24 protein-coding genes are annotated in these 21,639 nt (G+C 41.6%); 18 read left to right on the forward strand and 6 right to left on the reverse strand.

Annotation, left to right across the window (positions count from 1 at the left end):
* Nucleotides 1–41: 41 nt before the first annotated feature.
* The 12 genes from GL182_RS05010 to hsdR all read left to right on the forward strand — a co-directional run bounded on the left by GL182_RS05010 (nt 42) and on the right by hsdR (nt 12,324).
* Nucleotides 42–242: a hypothetical protein gene (locus tag GL182_RS05010; RefSeq protein ID WP_163378441.1), complete on the forward strand. Its 201-nt coding sequence runs from the start codon at nt 42–44 to the stop codon at nt 240–242.
* A 468-nt stretch (nt 243–710) separates the two neighbouring features.
* Nucleotides 711–1,007 (forward strand): Bor family protein, encoded by a 297-nt coding sequence (locus tag GL182_RS05015; protein WP_240469594.1) that lies wholly within the window; start codon nt 711–713, stop codon nt 1,005–1,007.
* Between the two features lie 397 nt (nt 1,008–1,404).
* The gene (locus GL182_RS05020) at nt 1,405–1,887 is read left to right on the forward strand and encodes a hypothetical protein (protein ID WP_163378442.1); all 483 of its coding nucleotides are present in this window, start codon (nt 1,405–1,407) and stop codon (nt 1,885–1,887) included.
* 225 nt (nt 1,888–2,112) lie between these two features.
* Nucleotides 2,113–2,424 carry a hypothetical protein gene (locus GL182_RS05025; protein WP_205603576.1) on the forward strand — a complete coding sequence of 104 codons (312 nt, stop codon included), beginning with the start codon at nt 2,113–2,115 and terminating at the stop codon, nt 2,422–2,424.
* Between the two features lie 3 nt (nt 2,425–2,427).
* Nucleotides 2,428–2,835 (forward strand): putative toxin-antitoxin system toxin component, PIN family, encoded by a 408-nt coding sequence (locus GL182_RS05030; protein ID WP_163378443.1) that lies wholly within the window; start codon nt 2,428–2,430, stop codon nt 2,833–2,835.
* A gap of 863 nt (nt 2,836–3,698) precedes the next feature.
* Entirely contained in the window at nt 3,699–4,736 is a 1,038-nt protein-coding gene (locus tag GL182_RS05035; protein WP_163378444.1) for a hypothetical protein, read from the forward strand.
* Nucleotides 4,737–4,885: 149 nt separating this feature from the next.
* A complete protein-coding gene (locus GL182_RS05040) occupies nt 4,886–5,353 on the forward strand; it encodes a hypothetical protein (RefSeq protein ID WP_163378445.1) in 468 nt (155 codons plus the stop codon).
* Between the two features lie 11 nt (nt 5,354–5,364).
* Nucleotides 5,365–5,550 carry a hypothetical protein gene (locus GL182_RS05045; RefSeq protein WP_163378446.1) on the forward strand — a complete coding sequence of 62 codons (186 nt, stop codon included), beginning with the start codon at nt 5,365–5,367 and terminating at the stop codon, nt 5,548–5,550.
* 237 nt (nt 5,551–5,787) lie between these two features.
* Nucleotides 5,788–7,290, forward strand: coding sequence for an N-6 DNA methylase (locus tag GL182_RS05050; RefSeq protein WP_163378447.1), 1,503 nt, complete (start codon nt 5,788–5,790; stop codon nt 7,288–7,290).
* Entirely contained in the window at nt 7,287–8,438 is a 1,152-nt protein-coding gene (locus GL182_RS05055) for a restriction endonuclease subunit S (protein ID WP_163378448.1), read from the forward strand. Before GL182_RS05050 ends, GL182_RS05055 begins: the two co-directional genes overlap by 4 nt.
* Nucleotides 8,435–9,850, forward strand: a complete 1,416-nt coding sequence (locus GL182_RS05060; RefSeq protein ID WP_163378449.1) for a P-loop NTPase fold protein — start codon at nt 8,435–8,437, stop codon at nt 9,848–9,850. The genes GL182_RS05055 and GL182_RS05060 overlap by 4 nt, the downstream gene beginning before the upstream one ends.
* Nucleotides 9,850–12,324 carry an EcoAI/FtnUII family type I restriction enzme subunit R gene (hsdR, locus tag GL182_RS05065; protein WP_163378450.1) on the forward strand — a complete coding sequence of 825 codons (2,475 nt, stop codon included), beginning with the start codon at nt 9,850–9,852 and terminating at the stop codon, nt 12,322–12,324. The genes GL182_RS05060 and hsdR overlap by 1 nt, the downstream gene beginning before the upstream one ends.
* 172 nt (nt 12,325–12,496) lie before the next feature.
* On the opposite strand, the gene GL182_RS05070 is transcribed toward hsdR, so the two are convergent.
* A complete protein-coding gene (locus tag GL182_RS05070; protein ID WP_163378451.1) occupies nt 12,497–13,420 on the reverse strand; it encodes a YncE family protein in 924 nt (307 codons plus the stop codon).
* A gap of 67 nt (nt 13,421–13,487) precedes the next feature.
* On the opposite strand from GL182_RS05070, the gene GL182_RS05075 reads away from it, so the two are divergent.
* The 6 genes from GL182_RS05075 to GL182_RS05100 all read left to right on the forward strand — a co-directional run bounded on the left by GL182_RS05075 (nt 13,488) and on the right by GL182_RS05100 (nt 18,586).
* On the forward strand, nt 13,488–13,631 hold the full coding sequence (locus GL182_RS05075; RefSeq protein ID WP_163378452.1) for a hypothetical protein: 144 nt from the start codon (nt 13,488–13,490) through the stop codon (nt 13,629–13,631).
* A gap of 105 nt (nt 13,632–13,736) precedes the next feature.
* Nucleotides 13,737–14,624: a dienelactone hydrolase family protein gene (locus GL182_RS05080; RefSeq protein ID WP_163378453.1), complete on the forward strand. Its 888-nt coding sequence runs from the start codon at nt 13,737–13,739 to the stop codon at nt 14,622–14,624.
* Between the two features lie 628 nt (nt 14,625–15,252).
* Nucleotides 15,253–15,858, forward strand: coding sequence for a zeta toxin family protein (locus GL182_RS05085; RefSeq protein WP_163378454.1), 606 nt, complete (start codon nt 15,253–15,255; stop codon nt 15,856–15,858).
* 281 nt (nt 15,859–16,139) lie between these two features.
* Nucleotides 16,140–17,585 (forward strand): transporter substrate-binding domain-containing protein, encoded by a 1,446-nt coding sequence (locus tag GL182_RS05090; protein WP_163378455.1) that lies wholly within the window; start codon nt 16,140–16,142, stop codon nt 17,583–17,585.
* Between the two features lie 391 nt (nt 17,586–17,976).
* The gene (locus tag GL182_RS05095; protein ID WP_163378456.1) at nt 17,977–18,222 is read left to right on the forward strand and encodes a hypothetical protein; all 246 of its coding nucleotides are present in this window, start codon (nt 17,977–17,979) and stop codon (nt 18,220–18,222) included.
* Nucleotides 18,176–18,586 carry a hypothetical protein gene (locus GL182_RS05100; protein WP_163378457.1) on the forward strand — a complete coding sequence of 137 codons (411 nt, stop codon included), beginning with the start codon at nt 18,176–18,178 and terminating at the stop codon, nt 18,584–18,586. The genes GL182_RS05095 and GL182_RS05100 overlap by 47 nt, the downstream gene beginning before the upstream one ends.
* A gap of 278 nt (nt 18,587–18,864) precedes the next feature.
* On the opposite strand, the gene GL182_RS05105 is transcribed toward GL182_RS05100, so the two are convergent.
* The 5 genes from GL182_RS05105 to GL182_RS05125 form a co-directional block, all read right to left on the reverse strand.
* The gene (locus GL182_RS05105) at nt 18,865–19,323 is read right to left on the reverse strand and encodes a DUF305 domain-containing protein (protein ID WP_163378458.1); all 459 of its coding nucleotides are present in this window, start codon (nt 19,321–19,323) and stop codon (nt 18,865–18,867) included.
* Nucleotides 19,324–19,402: 79 nt separating this feature from the next.
* A complete protein-coding gene (locus tag GL182_RS05110) occupies nt 19,403–19,558 on the reverse strand; it encodes a hypothetical protein (RefSeq protein ID WP_163378459.1) in 156 nt (51 codons plus the stop codon).
* Nucleotides 19,559–19,870: 312 nt separating this feature from the next.
* The gene (locus GL182_RS05115; protein ID WP_162342883.1) at nt 19,871–20,263 is read right to left on the reverse strand and encodes a type II toxin-antitoxin system HigA family antitoxin; all 393 of its coding nucleotides are present in this window, start codon (nt 20,261–20,263) and stop codon (nt 19,871–19,873) included.
* A 12-nt stretch (nt 20,264–20,275) separates the two neighbouring features.
* Complete coding sequence (locus GL182_RS05120) at nt 20,276–20,569, reverse strand: type II toxin-antitoxin system HigB family toxin (protein ID WP_163378460.1); 294 nt, start codon at nt 20,567–20,569, stop codon at nt 20,276–20,278.
* Between the two features lie 538 nt (nt 20,570–21,107).
* A complete protein-coding gene (locus GL182_RS05125; RefSeq protein WP_163378461.1) occupies nt 21,108–21,458 on the reverse strand; it encodes a hypothetical protein in 351 nt (116 codons plus the stop codon).
* Nucleotides 21,459–21,639: the final 181 nt, after the last annotated feature.

Consider the following 21,639-nt stretch of genomic DNA (forward strand, 5'->3'; position numbering starts at 1 on the left):
AAGTAGCCGAAGCAAAATTGCGCGAAAAGCGAGTTAACATCATGCTACGAAACCTAAAGAAAAGAGCGATCAATCCCATGGTTTACCTTTCCTTTTGGAGTGCTAACGGCAAACCCATTTCGTCCGAGCAATTTCTAAACGACCTTTGTGGAGAATTGCCCAAGCTGTTTATCGAATTTCAGGAGCACCTGTACCAACAAGGTGGGGCCAAGGCTGTATCCCGGGATCGGGTATATTTTTGAACCTGCCAGCCAGGAAATTTTGAAACCTGAATTAAGCTTAAATCCTAAACCAACCGTTGGTGAAATGGTATTTTTCCGGTATATTGGAATTGTAACTTAAAATGGATTTTTTTCTGGGACCAAGGGAGAGGTCCGGAAAAGTCGGGTGTGGTAGCCAGATGTTTTGTGTGTGTTTTCTTATGGGAAACAAAAGGCACAGCACGATCCATGCAAATAGTGGATTTTAGGACGTGACATCAATAGGCACGCGGATGGATATTAAGAAAAAGGTTCTAATTGTGGTGAAATGTAGTTGGTTTTTGCTTATCATTGCAGTTTGAAATACGGGTAATAAAACGGCTTTTTTACTACTACATGTTAAAAATCAGGCCTATGGGCCTGTTGGTGCAAATTAATTGTAAACAATATAGACTGAAAGAACTCAAAATGAGTATTACTAATATATGTTTAAATTAAATTTTTAAAAAAATGATTGAAAAAACAATGAAAATGATGGCAGTTGTATTTACTACATCTTTGTTATTAACTTCTTGTTATTCTTACACGAGTGTGGTAGGAGACGGAGCTCAAGGAAATCGTCAAACGACAGAATGGAATCATTATGTAATTTATGGATTAGCACCTGTAGGAGTATCTGATTCACAACTAATGGCAGATGGTGAAGAAAATTATACCGTTCACACAAGACATTCTTTCGTGAACGGCTTAGTTGCTGCGATTACATTCGGTATTTATACACCGACTACCACGACAGTAACCAGGTAACATCTGATCTAGAGAGTTTGTTAGGGATTAACAAACTCTCTTTTTAATCAATTTTATGAAAAAATGGTTTTTTTATGTTTCATTAGTAATATCAATTATTCTTCTAATAAACATTATTGAAATATTGATAAATGATTTAAATCGACTCACTGAATATGGTTATGGATATTTAGTGGGAAAAATTATTTTACTCCTGATTTTCGGAACAATTACTCTTCTGACGAGAAGACATAAAACTGAATCTAAAGAGGAACTGTAAAAAGGTAAACCAACAATTCCCCTCTCATACTTCCTCAAACTAAATTTTCAGCAAATTTCAACCGCTTAAATTTGTATTTTACATTCAAAAAATATATTTTCATCATGGTAATTATGTTTAACCTAAATTTAATAGACCATGAGTACTAAAAACTCAATTTCCATTCAAATCCCTGAGGAGGAGCTGACATCCATCAGGGATGCTTTAAACACACTTAAAAGTACACTAAGCCCTTATCTTATCGCACTGAGCCCTTCCGAGCGGCAGACCATACCGAAAATGGGAGACGGCACCGCTCCCTTTGATGAAAAGGTGATGGAATATGCGCAGGATGACGGACAGTTTTTACCTCCTTTTCTGGATTTGAAGGAAATGGATAAGGACTGGACTACCGTAAAAAGCCTGATGCCTATCCTTAGGGATATGGAGCAGTTGACCAGTAATCTGAATGATACGGTGACTCTTGCCGGATCAGAGGCCTACGTGAGTGCTCTTGGTTACTATAATTCCGTAAAGTATGGTGCTAGAATTAATGCTGCGGATGCCAAAGTAATTTATGAAGACCTGAGGCAAAGGTTTGAAAGGTCCGGTAGCCCTTCAACCAACGGAATGGATGTTTAATAAAAGAAAAGTTGCTTATGTCACCTGGAAATAACTAAAGGGTGCAGATGGTTTTCTCCAGGCTGCACCCTTTTTCAGTTTTCGGACCGTTTGCGAATTAAGCCTCCATTTATAGGTTCCTGGGCCCTGCGTTTTGTGTCTGAACTTCAATGTTGCGGTGCAGAAGTCGAATTTTCCGCTCTTTATCTTTAGTCAAACGCATTTCTGCTCCAATTTCCCGGCACAATGGCACAATCTTCCCCTTTTAACTTCAAGGCTTGTTCTTGGACGCAAAACATAAAATCAGTAAATTGGAAGAAAAGTGAAAAAATCATGGATGAAATAAAACAGCCATTATCCAACGTGCAACTTGAAATTTTAAAAGCCTTTTCCCACAATCTGACCGATGAGGAGTTAAAAGAATTCAAGGAAACGATTGCTAAATATTTCGCGGACCGAGCGATACAATCGGCAAACAAGGTTTGGGATGAAAAGGGATGGACAGACGAAGACGTTAACAGCATGCTTCATACAAAAATGAGAAAATCGAAAAAGTAAGTTTTGCATAAAGTAGTTCTCGATACCAACGTATTACTGGTCAGCATTTCTAATAGGTCAAAGTTTCATTGGATTTTCAAAAACCTGATTGAAAAAAAATATGCCTTGTGTGTGACCACAGACATTTTGAACGAATATGCCGAAATCATCGAGCAACATATGGGAAATGAGACCAGTGAAAGCACAATGGGTGTAATTGAAAACTTGAGTAATATACATTTTATCACAAAGTATTATCAGTTTCATCTACTGAAGGATGAGGACGACGATAAGTTTGTGGATTGTGCAATTGCCGCAAATGCGGATTTTATTGTCAGTCATGACAAGGATTTTAATATTTTAAAGGGTATTAACTTTCCACATGTAAGGGTGATCAAGACAGAAGCATTCAAGAAAATATTAAAAATATAATTCCATTCCATTTTTGGGCAGCCCCAAAGTACCCCTCCATTTTTCGATTATAGCGTTTCGTTTCCGATTTCCAATGCTGCGGTTTCGAACAGAAACGCCTCGCCTTTTAACTTCAACCATGCGGCTTTTTACTCGAATGATCTGCCAAAAAGGCGCAATTTTCCGCCTTTTAAATGCCATGACCCACTTCCGAACTTCAAGCTTCCGGTTCAGAACCTGACAGGCCGGGTTCCGAAGTACTCCCCCCCACTTCGGAAGTACCCCTTTCAAATAAGAGCCTGAATAATTTCCGGTCAAAATGTCAGAAATTTTCATTTTTTTCCGGAAAGATCCGAATTTTGGGTAAAAATCCGAGCTTCCGAGCCGCAAATGGATACTTCCAAACCGCAACGTTCGTGTTCCGAACCTCACGCTTGTCAGTTTGAAGTCCCTTACACCACTTCGGAAGTGGGGGGAGGGACTTCATAAGTGGAGGGGGGTACTTGCGAAGTACCCCTGGGGATTACGGAAGTATGACTTCTTCAATTTTTCCTATCCGGTATTTTCTGGAAATCACCTTTTTTGATGGCCGGATTGGATTTTTCGAAATCCACCCCTACCCATTCAAGAAAAATCCACTATATTGTTTGTGTATTTTAGTAAGGCTTCGAGCCTGATTACAAGGGGAGCACTTGCCTAATTCCTTTGAAGTGAAAAACCACTACAAAGCCAGAGTAAATTGGTTTTTCTTGAAGAACGGTATGGTGATGCCCCGAGAGGAAAAACTGAGGATTGAGGTTTTTTTACTTTTTTTAAGTGGATAAACTAGATTTTTGTCAGTGATATAATATGTTGTCTGTAATTAAAACCATCCAATTGCACAAATGAACATTGATTTAATAAATACCATTGTAAGTGCTGGAGTTGGAGCTGCAGTCGCACTTATAACTCTGTATGTAGATGGGCTAAGGAAAAAGAAAGATAGAAAGCGAGAAGAGTATAACATATATAAGTCATATTCCAAACCTATAATTGCAGCTGCGGAATCACTAGCGTGGCGCTTAAGAGAAGTATTGATGTTTAATGGAGCATATCTACTTCCAGATGCCCCAATGAATGGATTCTTTAAGTATAAATTTGATAGCACAGTTTATAGACTTTGCTTTCTTATTGGCTGGATAAGGGCGGTACAAAAAGAGCATTCTTACATTGAAGGTATTAGGGACAATCAGAATCCAAAAATTAGAAAAGCTATTAACTCTTTCCAGAAAGTTTTAGCAGATGGTTCTCACGTTGAAGTTTCGATACTTGAAGAACTTTGCAAACTCTATGGATTAGAAGAGAAGCAAATTTCGGATAGTATTCGTCAAAAACTTGGTGTAGAAATTGAAAGAATCGTTTTTGGATTCATTCCTGACCAAGTAAAAAAAAATGTAACTAATCTTCAGACTGACCAAAAGACGGAAATGATTTCATCAATAATGAATTTGATTTCCGAACATACAGAACAGAATATAATTGAAAAGGCTCACATAAAGGAGAAAGTTGATATTGCTATTGATGAGTTGGCTAGAGAATTTTGTTGGATTTATAGAGATTGGCAAAATGCCATTGGTGATGAGATGATTTTAAAGCTTGAAGATGCAAAACGTATATACGATGTTATCGGTTTTTCTGAATTTATGAAAAGACGTTCAGAAAATGAGTGGATTCAAAAAGCTGACAATCTATTCGCAAATTTAGATGTTTCCATAGATAACAGATTTGACACTAGAGTAAGTCAGGTAAAGCGAATTTATATTTCGCTAATTGAATTGATAACAGTTTTAAGCGAAACAATAGAAGATGAAGAAGGAATTTCTAAGTCTGGACTTGAGACTTTGACTGAATTGAAAATAGAACTTGAACAGGAAGAAAAATAACTACAGACAACTCTGGATAGGGCAAAGTGAGGTTTACGGCTAAAATTAAGTCTTTTGCTCCTAATATACTTTGGTGAGAACGAACAATTAATCGATTGGAAATCTCGAACTAAGCGAATGTTGAATGTTAGAAATCATTAGTTGGTACTATGGAATCAAGAAAAGATAAACACGTTAGATATCTTTATAAGTTGGAAAAGCATATTTCATTGGCTAAGGAATCATCGAAGTACTCATCGGATAGATTTGATATTTTGCTTATCTCGCTTTCTACAAGTGCATTAGTATTGTCTATAGGTTTTGTCGAAAAAGTCATCCCTACTCTTTACAGTGTTAACACTACATTACTTAAAATATCATGGTTGCTATTTGTAGTCTCCCTAATTTCAAATTTAAAATCACAAGTGACTGGATATTACTCAAATGAATTTGAAATTAAGGTAACGAAAAATCTAATCAGAGAAGAACGTGGAAAACAATTGAGGGGAAACCAAAAAAAGATGGAGACATATTGCCGAAATTTAAATAAGTTAACTTTAATATTAAACGGAATTAGCCTATGTAGTCTTTTAATTGGAATAATAATATTGGTACTATTCTTTTCAAATAATGTTTAAATATTCAAACTATGAGTGACGAAAATGAAAAAGCTAGAATACGTCAAGAAGAAGAAAAAAGAAGGCTGGAAGAAGCTCAACGAAGACAAGATGAAGAACTAAGACGGATCAGAGAAGACCAGAAAAGGCAGGAGAAGCTAAATAAAGAATCTAGAAGAGGAAGGCCTACTGATGAACGTCCCGATAGAGACGATTAAATTTTAATATTGATAACTTAGTCCAATATAAAGTTAATTTTTCTCTAGAATTTCGTCTTCCCAAAATAATTAATTGGTTAGGGTTTATTTTAAATTAGTCTTAATGGATTATAAATAGATAGTTTTCACTTATTATTAAATTGGTGAATTGATTTTAGTGTGATTTTTTATTGATTCGGAGTCTAGGCAGTCATCAAATGAATATTTAAAGACAAAAAATTAGTATAATAAAACCAAATGTTCGAACAAACTTTTAAAAATATAGACGATATACTCCACAAAGATGCCGGCTGTGGCAGTGAGTTGGATTATGTGGAGCAAACTTCCTGGGTGTTGTTTCTGAAATACCTGGATGATCTGGAGGGTGATCGGGCTACTGCTGCGGAACTGACCGGAAAAACCTACACGCCCATCATCGAACCGGAATACCAGTGGAGTATTTGGGCAGCACCCAAGCTTCGACGAACTCAGCTTTCGAAAGGCGGGTCGGTCACTGAGCCTGTCGAAGTGGATCACAATGCCCTGACAGGGGACGATTTAATCGATTTTGTAAATGGGAAATTGTTTCCCTACCTCAGTAAGTTTAAACTGTCTGCGGAAAATGCCGATACCATCGAATACAAGATTGGGGAGATTTTTAGCGAGCTAAAAAACCGTGTCCAAAGCGGTTACAACCTGCGGGAGGTCATTAACCGGATTGATGAGTTGCGGTTCCGTACCCATGCGGAAAAGCACGAAATGAGCCACCTCTACGAAGACAAAATTAAAAATATGGGCAATGCCGGCCGAAACGGGGGAGAATACTACACGCCCCGACCGCTGATTACTACCATCGTGAAAGTGGTTGACCCGAAAATAGGCGACAAAATATATGACGGCGCGGCGGGTTCTGCGGGCTTCTTGTGCGAAGCATTTGACTATTTGGCTTCGACTGGCTCAGCCACCGGTAATGGGCTTTCTACCAAAGATTGGGAGACCTTGCAAAAGCGTACCTTTTACGGCAAGGAGAAAAAGTCATTGGCCTATATCATTGGCATTATGAATATGATCTTGCACGGGGTGGAAGCTCCCAATATCATCCATACCAACACCCTTGCCGAAAACCTGGCCGATATACAGGAAAAAGACCGCTACGATGTGGTGTTGGCCAATCCCCCTTTTGGTGGAAAGGAACGGGCCGAAGTGCAACAAAACTTTCCCATCAAAACCGGTGAAACCGCTTCCCTCTTTTTGCAGCACTTTATCAAAATATTGAAAGCGGGCGGCAGAGCCGGAGTGGTGATTAAAAACACCTTTTTGAGCAATACCGATAATGCCAGCATTGCGCTGCGTAAGGAACTGTTGCAAAACTGCAACCTACACACCGTGCTGGATTTACCGGGCGGCACCTTTACCGGAGCAGGCGTAAAAACCGTAGTGCTCTTTTTTGAAAAAGGAAAGCCCACCCAAAAGGTTTGGTATTACCAATTAAACCCCGGTCGTAACCTGGGCAAGACCAATCCGCTTAATGAAAAGGATTTGGAAGAATTTGTAGAACTTCAAAAAACGTTTGCCGATGGTCCGAATTCCTGGACCATTGATGTGGATGCGCTGAACGGAGTAGAAGTAGATTTGAGCGTAAAAAATCCCAATAAAAAGGAAGAAGCCGCTCTACGACCCCCGCAGGAAATCTTGGAAGAAATAAAAGCCTTGGATGATGAAAGTGCTGAAATCCTAAATTCAATTTCGGAATTGATATGAAGGAAAGTTGGGAATATTGTCAATTAGAAGATGCCGTTAAGAAAGGTTCTTCAAACATTTCACTGAACAAAATAAAAGGTGAAGATGGGGAATATCCTGTCTTTGCTGCCAAGGGTTTTGTTCAGAATATTTCATTCTATCATCAGGAGGAAAATTATTTGGCAATCATAAAGGATGGAGCAGGAATCGGGAGAGTTTCAAAACACCCCTCAAAATCTTCTGTAGTTGGTACAATGCAGTATTTAATTCCTAAAGAAGGTTTTGATATTGATTTTATCAAGTACTTTTTGGAAGGAATTGATTTTGAAAAGCACAGAAACGGAAGTACGATACCCCACATCTATTTTAAGGATTACAAGTCAGAAAAGTTTCCTAAAATCCCCTTGTCCGAACAACAACGCATTGTGTCCATTTTAGACAAAGCCTTTGCCGCCATAGACAAGGCCAAAGCCAATTCCGAACAAAACCTCAAAAATGCCAGGGAGCTTTTTGAAAGTTATTTACAGGGGGTTTTAGAACAAAAAGGTGTAGGTTGGGATGATAAGACGCTTAAGGAAATTTCTTTAGAATTTGCAAGAGGTAAGTCAAAGCATCGACCTAGGGGAGATTCTTCACTTCTTAACGGGGCATACCCTTTAATTCAAACAGGAGATATTAGTAATGCAGACCACTGGATAAATGAGTTTTCCCAGACATATAATGAAAAAGGATTAGCTCAAAGTAAACTTTGGAGGAAAGGTACGATTTGTATAGCGATTGTCGGTGCTAATGTAGCTGAAACAGCAATTCTTAATTTTGATGCCTGCTTTCCAGATAGTGTTATTGGCATTGTTGTAAATCCTGAAACAGCAAATAATGAGTATGTTGAATATCTCTTACAGACATTTAAAGTATTTTTAAAAGAAAAAGGAAAAGGAACAGCAAGAGACAATATTAATTTGGGAACGTTTGAAAATCAAAAATTTCCATTTCCTCCTCTTGAACAACAACAAACCATCGTCCGGCAATTAGATGCCCTGAGAGCTGAAACAAAAAAGTTGGAAGCGGTCTTTCAAAAGAAAATGGATGATTTGGAAGAACTGAAAAAGTCTATTCTGCAGAAGGCTTTTGCGGGGGAGTTGGAAACTGAAAAAGCGGTTCAAACATGAAAATTAAACATCACGAAATAGAAATACCTCAAGAAAAACCATTTGCCAACTGCAAACTTGCAAGAGAACCATACGCAAGAGTCTTGTCTGATATTGTGAGCACTTTTTCGGATGGTTTTGTTTTGGCGATAAACAATGAATGGGGTACAGGAAAAACAACTTTTGTGAAGATGTGGCAACAGCAATTGAGAAATGATAGTTTTCAGACTATCTATTTCAATGCTTGGGAAAATGACTTTGATAATAATCCATTAGTCGCTCTAATGTCAGAATTAGAAACCCTAACCAATGCAAAGAATGAAAAGATTTTTAAATCAGTTGTTGAGAAAGGTGCTGTTTTAGTTAAGAACATTGCTCCCGCACTGGCAAAATCTTTGATTAAAAAATATCTAGTTGATATTGAAGGGATTACCGTTGATTCCATTGAAAGCGCCACGAAAGCATCAACTGAGATTTTAGAAGAAGAGATCAAAGAATATTCTTCAAAAAAGAAAACCATTGTCGAGTTCAGAAAAGAACTAGAAAATTTTGTAAACCAAGCCGAGAATGAAAAACCCCTCATTTTTATTGTTGATGAGTTAGACAGGTGCCGTCCGAACTATGCAGTTGAAGTATTAGAGCAGATAAAACACTTTTTCTCTGTTTCAGGTATTGTGTTTGTACTATCCATTGATAAAAAACATTTAGCAAGCGCAGTTAAAGGATTTTATGGTAGTGAACAGATTGACAGCAACGAATATTTAAGACGATTTATTGACTTAGAATATTCGATACCAAAGCCTTCTACTAAAGATTTCATAAAATATCTTTTTGAATATTATTCATTCAGAGATTTCTTTTCTTCACAAGAAAGAATGCAATTCAGAGAATTCCAAAATGATTCAGAGAATTTCATCTTAATGGCTGATTTTCTTTTAACAAAATCAAATACTACACTAAGACAACAAGAAAGAATATTTGCACTAACCAGATTGGTGTTATGTTCATTCAAAATTAAAGAATACACTTTCCCACACCTATTATTTTTATTGGTTTATTTGAAAATAATGAAAGTAGATTTATATCAGCAAATCGATAATGGGGAACTATCCTTACAAGAATTAAGTGATTCTATCGGCGACTTAATGTTTTCAGAAGAAAAAGACAACAATAGGATAAATACAGTCTATGTTGAAGCATTGCTTTTGTGGTTTTACAATAACACTAGAGAATATCGAAAAAAAATAGATTTACTTGCCAGAGATGAAGAAGGTAAGCTAACTACACCTATACAGTCAAAATTGCTTAGAGATAATGATAGATTGGCAAGTTATTTTGAAAATATTGATAGGCAGCGTTACGATCACATAAAACTTGATTTTTTATTGAAAAGAATTAACTTAACCGAAACCGTTACCATACAACAAATATAATGAACGAAGCAGAAACCAGAGCGGAACTGATTGACCCCAAGCTAAAGGCTTGTGGCTGGGGACTGGTGGACGGCTCGAAAGTGCTTCGGGAGTACCGCATTACCGAAGGAAAAATTCAGGCCGGTGGTGGGCGTGGTAGAAAAATCATCGCTGATTATATCCTGGTACACAAAGGAATCAAGCTGGCGGTTATAGAAGCCAAAAGCAGTTTGCAGGAAGTGGGTGAAGGAGTGATGCAAGCCAAGCAGTATGCTCAGAAACTTCAATTGGAAACCACCTACAGCAGCAACGGTACCGATATCTACCAAATCTGCATGAAAACGGGCGAAGAAGGTTTGGTAGAAGACTTTTTAAGTCCCGAAGAACTCTGGAATAAAACGTTTTCGGTGGCTTCGACAGTTTCAGCCACCGAAACAGAACAAACGCGCCTTGAGCTTGTCGAGAAGTGGAGAGAAAAATTTGCCAGTGTGCCCTTTGAGGATAAAAGCGGCACCTGGCAATTGCGGTATTACCAGGAAATAGCCGTAAAAAACACCCTGGAAGCATTGGCAAAAGGCCGGGACCGGATTTTGCTTACGCTTGCCACCGGCACCGGAAAAACAGCCATTGCTTTTCAAATTGCCTGGAAACTCTTCCAAACCCGATGGAACTTATCCTCCCGGCCACTGAGCGAAACCGAATCCGAGCGGTCACTGACCGAAGCCGAATCTTCGCGGTCACTGAGCGGAGCCCAATCCTCGCGGTCACTGAGCGGAGCCGAAGTGAGCCGCAGACCCCGAATATTATTTCTGGCAGACCGGAATATTTTAGCAGACCAGGCATTTAATGATTTTTCTGCCTTTCCGGAAGATGCGTTAGTCCGGATTAAGCCCAGGGAGGTAAACAAGAATGGCCGCGTACCTACCAATGGCAGTATATTTTTTACCATTTTTCAGTCTTTTATGTCTGGATCGGACGAGTCGGGCAATCCCATACCGAATTATGGCCAGTATCCGCCAGACTTTTTTGATTTTATCATCATTGACGAATGCCACCGGGGCGGAGCCAATGACGAAAGCAATTGGCGGGGCATATTGGAGTATTTCAGTCCGGCCGTGCAGTTGGGTTTAACTGCCACGCCCAAGCGGGACGACAATGTAGACACCTACAAATACTTTGGCGAGCCGGTGTATACGTATTCCCTGAAAGAAGGCATCAATGACGGGTTCTTAACGCCATTCAAAGTAAAACGCATCAAAACCACCCTGGACGATTACCGGTACACTTCGGACGATACCATTGTAGAAGGCGAAATCGATAAAGAAAAACTCTACGAGGAAAAAGACTTTAACCGCAGCATCGAAATTGTAGCGCGAGAAGCCAAGCGGGTAAGCATCTTTTTAGCCGATGCCAACCAAAAGGAAAAAGCCATTATTTTTGGAGCGAACCAGGCCCATGCGGCCCTATTGCGGGATTTGGTCAATCAAAATGCAGCGAGCAAGGATCCCTTTTATTGCGTTCGTGTTACCGCCAATGATGGAGAAGAGGGTGAAAGAATGTTGAGAAAATTTCAAGACAACGAAAAATCCATTCCCACGATTCTGACCACTTCCCAAAAACTCTCCACGGGGGTAAATGCACGAAATATTCGGAATATTGTTTTGCTCCGTCCGGTCAATTCCATGATTGAGTTCAAACAAATCGTTGGCCGGGGCACCCGCTTGTTTGACGGCAAGGAGTTTTTTACCATTTACGACTTTGTGGATGCTTACAAACATTTCTCCGATCCCGAATGGGATGGAGAGCCCTTAGCACCCGAGCCAACAGGGCCTAAAACTTACCCAGTACCTGGGCCTAATGACAAGCCAGCTGTTGAAGATCCTGAGGAAACACGACCTAAAAAGAAAAGAGTTAAGGTAAAGCTTCGGGACGGAAAAGAACGAACGATTCAACATACGGTTCAGACTTCCTTTTGGAGTGCCGATGGGAAACCCATTTCGTCTGAAGAGTTCCTAAGCGACCTTTTTGGGGAATTACCCAAACTGTTTAAAGACGAAGAGGAATTGCGAAAACTGTGGAGCAATCCCTTAACCAGAAAAACCTTGTTGGAAAAACTGGATGCGGCGGGTTTTCCCAAAGAAGACTTGCTGACCTTGCAGAAATTGGTAGACATGGAAAACAGCGACCTGTACGATGTGCTGGAATACGTGTTTAATGGGGATTACATCGCCATGACACGGGAGGCCCGGGCCAAAGCAGCTGAAGCCACGATATTTGCCTTACTGAATGAGCAACAAAAAGAATTCATCGCATTTGTGTTAAGCAAATACGTTGAAACCGGCGTGGACGAACTCGAGCAAGAGAAGTTGCCCATCCTGCTTACCAATAAGTATCAGTCGCTGGAAGATGCGAAAAGTATGTTGGGAGACGTGGGCACGATAAGCAAGCTGTTTATCGAATTTCAGGAGCACCTGTACAACCAAAGTGTGGCCTAAGTTTCTATTCCGGATTCTTTTTCCAACCTTCCTTGCCGAAAAGGAATAAGTTTCCCGGGTCGTAAGCCATTTCTTCCGAAAACCATATAAACTTGCTACAAGCCCTTTTTACCCATAAGACCCATCGATAAAAAGACCTGGCCCAGGAAGTTTTTGACCGAAATGATCCCGCTCAATACAAGGAACGGACTTTAATGCCATGAAAGTCACTGGATTCCCTGTCCTCTATAGGTGCGGGTTGGATCACCTTGACTTTTTTTCTGTTGGCGGTATTGATCACCGAAAACCCGGGTGTCTCACCGGTGGCTACATGGGCAGCCCCGCTTTGTGGACTTGGACCCCGCAGTGTAATAAAGGCATATTTACCATCCGGGGAGAAATCCAGTATATCCGGACTGCTGCCAATGTCCTTCAGCTCATGGACAATATGGTCTGTCCGGGTGTTGATCACGATGCCATTGTCACTGCCCCGGTTGACCTGCCATAACCAGGGCCCGCGAGGGGTGATGCGGGCACCGTGTGCATCGATACCCCGGGTTTCGTTGCTGGTTTTTATCAAGCTGTGATCGGAGGTGTCAAAAACATACCAGGCACCACTCTGGGCAGGCGGGTTGTCTGGATCCCCGGGATCCCCCCAGCTGGCATACATTTTACTTCCATCCTGGCTAAGTGCCAGCCCGCAATTGGCCTTTACTTCATCCCGGGAAAAGGCCTTCACAATTCCGGGAACTTCGGATAAAATATCCACCACCACCAGTCCCCCTGCACCTGGCCCAAGGGTAAGGTAGGCATAGGCGCCATCAGCTGTATACGTATGGCAAACGGGTGCCGGCACATTCTCCCCTACAGCAGCTCCACCGCCACCTGCAACTCCTTCAAAATTCTCTATCCATTTGGGTTCGTCCAGTAAATTGAGCTCGCGGCCGATGGCGAATTCTTCATTCTCCAGGTCGACCGTAATTTCAGTGAAGGTGACGGTGCCGATATTGGCCACCCAGATGGACCGATCGTCTGGCGTAAAGCTGGCCATGTGAGCACCATTTCCCGTCGCGATGACGTCAATCACCTTCCTGTCTTCTGCCCGGATGATGGCCACATTGCCCGATTCAGGTGAGAAATAATCATTTAAATAAAATGATTTTTGTAAGTTAAATATAGCATTTATGTCACTTAATCCAAACTATATAGCATTCCACTTTTCAGTAGAAACACCAAATTCGAACCAGGTGGGAACCCAATTTGAAGTCCTGCTCACCGATATCAGCGATCCTGGAGGCAACCTGATCAGGAGGATAGGCTGGTTTTAGGTAGCTTTTGATTCCATGATTGGCTGTTTAACCCGGATAAATAGGATACCTACAAAAAAAACGATAAATTTATCAACCAAGCCTTTAAAACCAAACTACACATACATGAAGCCAATTGATAAGAAAGACCTGGACCAGGAAGTATTTGATCTGTACGACGATTATGCGCATAGCCGCATAGAACGCAGGGATTTTGTACAGCGCCTGTCCAAATTTGCCGTAGGCGGGCTGACCGTTTCGGCCATTATGGGCTACTTGATGCCCAATTACGCCGCTGCCCGGCGCTATACCCAGGACGATCCCCGACTGATCTCGGAATACGTGAGCTACTCTTCGCCCAAAGGCGCTGGTACCATGAAAGGCCTGCTCACCCGTCCCAAAGACCAAAGCGGGCCCCTTCCGGGCATATTGGTGGTGCATGAAAACCGCGGCCTGAATCCCTATATCGAAGACACCGCCCATCAGGCGGCATTGGATGGCTTTATTGCCTTTGCTCCGGATGCGTTGACCCCTTTGGGCGGCTACCCGGGATCGGATGACGAAGGCCGCACCATGCAGTCCAAACGGGATCGGGAAGACATGCTGCAGGATTTTATCGCCGGCTACGAAATGCTAAAGGGCCATGAACACTGCACGGGCAAGGCCGGGGTGGTGGGATTCTGCTTTGGCGGCTGGATCTCCAATATGATGGCCGTGCGGGTACCGGACTTGGGAGCTTCGGTGCCGTTCTATGGCGGACAGCCCACGGCAGAAGAAGTGCCACAGATACAGGCACCCCTGATGCTGCATTTTGCAGCGTTGGATACCCGGGTGAATGCCGGCTGGCCGGATTACGAAAAAGAACTGAAGGCCCATGGCAAGGAATACCAGGCTTTTATGTATCCGGAGGTAAACCACGGATTCCACAACCATTCCACCCCCCGCTACGACGAAGCTGCGGCCAAACTGGCCTGGGGTCGGACCATTGATTTCTTTAAAGAAAAATTGGGCTAGGTAAATCCTTTTGGGTAGCTGCTATCTAAGATCCACAAACCTGTCAGGTTTTTGTTGATATTCAACCCACAAAAAACGTTGATTCGATCAACCTGACAGGTTTTACCTTGTTTTTATCAGTTGAATATAGCGTAGTGAAGCAAATTTAAGGATCTACTAATCCAAAAAAAACGGGAAGGAGAAGCGAAAGCGTTCTCCTTTTTTAGCATTTAGTCAGGTTTGGAAATGACCTGAATGGTAAGGTGGAGAAACCATTAGAATTTCCCTTCTATATCTTGATGTTTTTAACAGAGGGCCAGCTTAGAAAGCCGAATCCGCTGTTCAAAACGCATGATTAGAAAATAAAAAATACAGCGAAGTATTTCGTTAGTGGCATTTATCCCTCCTAATCCCAAAAAATGAATTATTGCCGATAATAAATACTATTTGATTATTTTACTAATCTTGATTTATTTGTAATTTTGAGATATGGGTAAAGAGAGATTAATTACAGGCATAAAAGTCACTCAACAAATGAGTAAGGCTAGAAATATTCTCAACAGCCAGGTTATTCCCAGGGAGGAACTTTTTCAGATTCGAAAAAAGGAAGGAAAACTAAGCCCTGAACTTATGCGAATTTTAAAATTAAATGCCTAATCTAATCGTCATTGCAGGATGTAATGGCGCAGGAAAGTCAACTTTTGCCTCTTCATTTTTACCAGAAGGAATGACTTCTTTTGACTATGATCGAATATTTCTTGAAAATTATAACTGTCTTTTTGATAGTGAATTGAGAGAGGATATTGCTAGAAATCAAACAATCAGAGACTTCGAATTGTCGATTGATAAAGCTTTAAACGATCAAGCTGATTTTTGCTATGAAACCAATTTCGACTCACACCCTTTAATTTGGCCTGAATTGTTTAAAATAAATGGGTATCAAATTAACTTGATCTTCTTCTGCCTTGAAAACCAAGATATTGCCAGGCACCGTATTCAGGTAAGGGCAGAGTTTCAAGGCCATTTCGTTGATGATAAAACTGTTGATTTAAAATGGAAAGCAGGTTATAAACATGTAAACCAGCATTTTCAATTCTTTGACAATCTTTTATTCGTAGATAATTCAAAACAGAATGATGTATATACAAACATACTGCAAATTGAAAAAAGCAATTTTGTTTTGATGATGGAAAATTTACCTGAATATTTTAAAAGTCGACTACCCGATATTTATGCTTTAATAAATCCTAAATGATTCATTTTCGTGTTCAAATTTACTAGTGGTACAATGGCCCCATGAAAAACCGATCAGAAAAATCTGTTATAAATTTGAAATCCCCGAAATAATCCCCCAGCCCTTCGCTGCGGCGAAGGGATTTGTACTCGCCCAGATTAAGGATTATCGAACCCAGGAGTTAAAAATCAGTTCATAAACAGCATTTGCAACCTAAAACCCCAGCTTTATCGGGGTCAAAAAAGGCAATGAATTAAACAATTCCTTGCTTAATTCATTTATTTCCATATAATGTATAGCTTATGGACCTACGAATAAATACTTTATCTATAGTCGTGTTACTGATTTTGGCTGCCTGTTCCCAAAGCCCCGGTGAAGGGGAGCCGGTGATGGAGCCGTATCTGGTACCTTATAAGGTTTCAAAAGACCTGGAAAGCATCAAAGAGGATGGGGTGCTGCATGCCATTACCATTTACAGTTCTACGAGCTATTTTTTGTATAAAGGCATGCCCATGGGTTTTGAATACGAGTTGTTGTCCCGCCTGGCAGCTCACCTGGATCTGGAGCTGAAAATTACCATAGCCGAGGACATCGATGAGCTGTTTGACATGCTGAACAACGGGGAGGGGGACCTGATCGCCTATGGACTGACAATCACCGAGCCGAGAAAACAATTGGTGAGTTTTACCGAAAATCATTACGTGACCCACCAGGCCCTGGTACAGCGGATGCCCGACAACTGGCGCTCTCTGCCCGGCTACAAAATTGACAAGGAAGTCATTTCAAATACGCTGGAATTGGAAGATGATACCGTTTGGGTAAGAGAAAACAGCTCCTATTCGCAACGGCTTCAAAACCTGCAGGATGAGATAGGTGCTGACATTCCGATTAAACGGATCGATGGCAACGTACCTACCGACGAAATCATCCGAATGGTAGTAGAAGGGGAAATCGATCGAACGGTGGCTGATTACAATATCGCGGCGATTAATAAAACCTATTATCCCATACTCCATATAGATACCCGGATTTCTTTTTCCCAACGCATCGCCTGGGCGGTAAGGCAGAATTCGCCTGAATTGCTACGGGCCATCAACCAATGGATAGCAGAAGAGAAAAAGAGCGATGATTATTATGTGATTTACAATAAGTATTTCAAAAATACCAAATCCTTCCGGGGCAGGATTCAAAGCGATTTATACAGCAAAAACGGGAATAAAATCAGCCTGTACGATGAGATCATCAAGGCCAATGCCCCCAAAATCGGATGGGATTGGCGTTTTCTTTCCTCTCAGGTGTATCAGGAGTCAAGGTTTGATCCCCAGGCTACCTCCTGGGTGGGAGCCAGCGGCCTGATTCAGTTAATGCCGGCTACAGCCAAGGAAGTCGGGGTCAGCAATAGTTTCAATCCGAAGCAAAATGTAAGCGGAGGTGTGAAGTATTTGGGCAAGATGCGCAATTACTTTGAAGCGGTAGAAGACTCTATCCAGCAAGTCAAATTTACGCTGGCTGCCTTCAATTGCGGAGCAGGACATGTATTTGATGCCATGCGTTTGGCGGAAAAGCATGGCAAAGATCCGAATGTCTGGGACCAAAATGTAGAAGAGTATATGCTGAAGCTGGCCGATAAAAAATACTACCATGATGAGGTGGTGCGAAATGGCTTTATGAGGGGAGCAGAACCCTACCATTACGTAAGGGATATATTTTTGCGTTATGAGCATTACAAAAAGTTTATAGAGATGTGATTCCATGGTTTTAATCCGAAAAGGATTTACCTGGTTAAACCATAAGAGAAAGGGGGATTTTGTATCATTAGGCAGGGCCATATCAATAGGATTAGTTGTATCTTAGGTTTTCAACAAATTCCCCTTTCCAGAGGTTGATTTTGTCCCGACCAAAATCGGGAGGGATTTTTTCGGGTATTTTAGATTTATTGCAGCAGCCATGTAGCAGGTGTGGTTTACATACCCCGGGATTTCAAATCCCCGGGATCGGGTAGCTGCCTGGGCAGGGCCTCAGCCAGCGATAAGGCCGGACAATTGTTAATCTCCGTTAATTTTAGTAGCTGCTTAAATTTTATTTACTATTTTAGTTGCTGAAATTGGGCGAAGCTCCCAAACCATTCGCCAGCAGCCTATGAAAACTGAAAAAACCAGCGCATTAAGCACCTTTTTCCTGCTTTGGATAGCAGGGTATGCCTTCCTTTTTATGCTGCCGTTTCCGGTCAGGCACATTCCCTTTGCCCATGAACTGATTGCTGCTCCCATTGCAAAGGGCATGGAAAGCCTTAATTTTTTGGTGGGTCGGCAGTTACCTGGACTGGCAGACCTGGCCTATGATGGTAGGGCATGTTCTATCCCAATCCTACCGGAGTTTCGATAATCCCTGGGAGGGCGCGTATGAAATTCTTAGCAATGGAAATGAGCCGACCAGCCTTCAGGCCGATGCCACATGGGCGAGGGTGATTCTGGACGGAAAAACCCTGGTTGTAGAACGGGTTTCCGGAGAGAAGTCCTATTATTCCATTGCCAAAGCCGGAGAGGATGGCCTGATTTCCCTGGTCAATTCCTCTGAGCGGGACGAATCCCCGACCTTGTTCTTGCGTGAAAACGGGAATGAGTATCACCTGGAAGCAAAATTCGAAGACGAGCAGGTTAGCCTGCAGGCAAAGCGAAAAATGAAATCAGACTATTTTCTGCTGAGCAGGGGATTTCATTGGATAAATGAATACCCATTGAACCGGTAACCTTGCTCAAGATATCTCTTTTAAGGTCAGAAGATGCCCAGTTACACCAAAGTGGCCTCGATTAGAGAAGCTGTTTCAGGTCGCTACCTTAACGTTTTCATAGGTTGATTTCTTACCCCGAATGGTGACTGTAAAATCAAAGGCATTCATCTTAGATAGGGTTCGTTTACCCGAAACCCTCAATAACAACAGCATGGCAGGGGGTATCCCAGGGTGGTTAAACAAACGGTACGGATCAGGCTTTCCCAGTTATCAAACCAAATATTTTCCATCTTTTCCTATTGAATATTTTCCAATCGCCTGATCATGGCTTTCATCTCGGCTATTTCTCTTTCCTGGGCTTTGATGATTTCATCGGCTAATTTTTTCACCTCCGGGTCCTGCAAGTCCGCCTGTTTGCTGGTCAGGATGGCAATGGAATGATGGGGTATCATCGCCCGCATCCATTTCACATCTTCAATGGGAATCTGCTGCCTTACCAAAAAGGTGGCGCTTGCCATCAGCAAAATACTGCCCAGGATAACGGCCATATTTTTTATCTTGTTGGCGTACATTTTCCGCATAAACAAAAACATGATGATGGCCATGCCACCGATACCGATCAGGGTCATGTACATTCTGGTCCAGCTGAAAAAGACATGACTTAGCTCATAGGTATTGAAATACATGGTGATGTACATGGAAATGGCCGAACAGGCCAGCATCAAGACAAAGGTAGTGTACGGTGCCTTTTTCATAGTGAGTTTTATTTGGTCAAAGGGTTCAGTTGTAGTTACAGGATTATCGGGACCTGTTTTATGAGAGGGAGTAGCCTTTTCAGGCTCGGTTATAGAGTACGGGCATTTTCCCTTTCCATTGCTCCCAGCATTCATTTTCCACCAAAAGCCGGGCCATAAAATTCCCCACATGGATGCGCCTGTAAACCGGTGAGGGAATGGGCGTTTGTTGATGGGTAAGGGGAGTGGTTGGCATGATTGGCTTTTTTTTGCGTTGAACAGGCCCTTTCCAATGGTGGGTTTTCGGAACAGGCCCCTATTATTCCTGATGATGACCCTTTCAATATAGCACAAGAAATGGATACAAATCGGAAAAAAGCGGTAAATACTAAAAAAATTGATAATATTAGGGCTGGGTTTTTCGCTCCTGGAGCCGCGCTGTTCGACATTTGCCATCTCGAATCTCAGATAAATCAGGATTTGCAATCCTGGTGTCGTACAAATCCTTGCGATTACAGGTCTCTTTGAGTAGTGAATTGTGATGATCCAGTCCTATCATCCCTGCAAATTAAATGGCTTTTTTCAGCGGGTATTCCTTTATAAGCCATTCTGCCGGTATTTTCAGTAACTGGCTGAATTTTCTGATCATGGTCAATGACAGGGACTGCTTATAATTCAACACCTTGCTGATGGTACCCCTGTCACCGTAGGCTTTTGCCAGGGTGGAGGCATTATAGCCAAAATCGGCCATACGGATTTTGATCATTTCGATGGGATCCACTTCCGGCAAATTCCAACGCTTTTTTTCATATTCGGAAATCAGGTGAACCAAAAGCATTTTTTCCTTATGTGCTACCGAACCTTTTTCCGCATCTTTCAACTGCTCATACCTTTCGCTTGCCGCCTCAAAATCAGCTTCTGATTCCAGTAAGAACCAATTATTGTTTTTAATCGCTTTCATTTTACCTAATTTTTAAATGGTAGTGGCATCGAGCTTGTCATATTGATCATGGGTTCCGATAAATCGAACTTCTACTGTTTTATCCTCAAAATTTACCTCGATGACCAACCGGTATTTATTTCCGACAATCTTAAAGCGTGCCCTACTGCCTTTAATGATCTTAGCAGTCGGGAAACACTCCAATATATCCTGGTTTTTTTGCCAATTGGCATTTTCTACAATCACCTTCCAGGTGGTTAGACTTTTGGCCGAATCGGAATGCTTCTTTGCAAAAACAATCAATTTGGTCAAGTAGATAATTACCATGTTTCCCGTTTAACGTAAAATTACAAACACGTTGGTAAAATACCAACATTTTAATCATCCCAATTCTTGGTGCTTTTAGACATTTGTAATGTCGGGCTTTAGATAAATCAGGATTTGCCATCCTGCTTAGGTTTCCGAGTTGGGGATTACAAATCCCCTTCATCTGCCCCACGGGATTACAAATCCCGCGGAGCGTATCGGGGACGAGCTGTTCGACATTTGCAATGTCGGACTACAGATAATGCAGGATTTGCAATCCTGGTTACGTGCCCATCCTTGCGGTTACAGGTCTCTTCCTGGCCTACCACTACTGAAAATTACCAACCAAAGGAATAATGATCATTTGAAGGATTTAGTTAAATAAGCAAGCATATCATCCGAAGCGGATTGCATTTACTTTGAGAATGGTGTAAAAGAGACCTGTCAAAAGCATAAACTGGTTTTGCTGGCTTTTCTTACCCTTAGACCAGCAAAGATTAACTTATGTCGAAAACCATAGTGGGAAACAGGGGGAGGGTATATTACTCGATTTGACTCTTTAGGGAGTTGGTTTAATTTTTTCGATCGATACTATCTTGATCAGGGGTACAGACATCAGGAAAACAGGTACATCATTGGGAGCTGGTTGAAAGATGTCTTCCTGGTCATCCAGGAGTTGAAATTTGATGTCTACAGGTATGGGTTCCTGAGATACCACCTTAAATTCCTCTGGTAGGTTTTCAGGATAATAAAGATCGTCGTCGAATTTGATGAGAAACTGATAAAATCCCCTCGAAGCCACTGAGATGACCACCTCGGCAGTACCTTCTCTATTTGGGCTAGTGTAATTTTCACAGGAAAAAATCAGGATGAGGGAAAATAGCAAGGTTTTGACGTTACAAATCTTCATATGTTCAAGACGCATGGGAGCGGGGAATTGCGACAGTGCAGTCGGTTAAGTATGAGAAAGGGATCAAAAAACACCATGTAATCCCCAAATACAAGTTGATAGATAGGCACACGGGAAGTAGAACCTTTATGACTAATGCAATCTTTGCTGGAATACCATTGCCTGTGATCCAGAAAACAAC

The organism is Cyclobacterium sp. SYSU L10401 (genome assembly GCF_010993705.1).
Taxonomy (GTDB): Bacteria; Bacteroidota; Bacteroidia; order Cytophagales; family Cyclobacteriaceae; genus Cyclobacterium.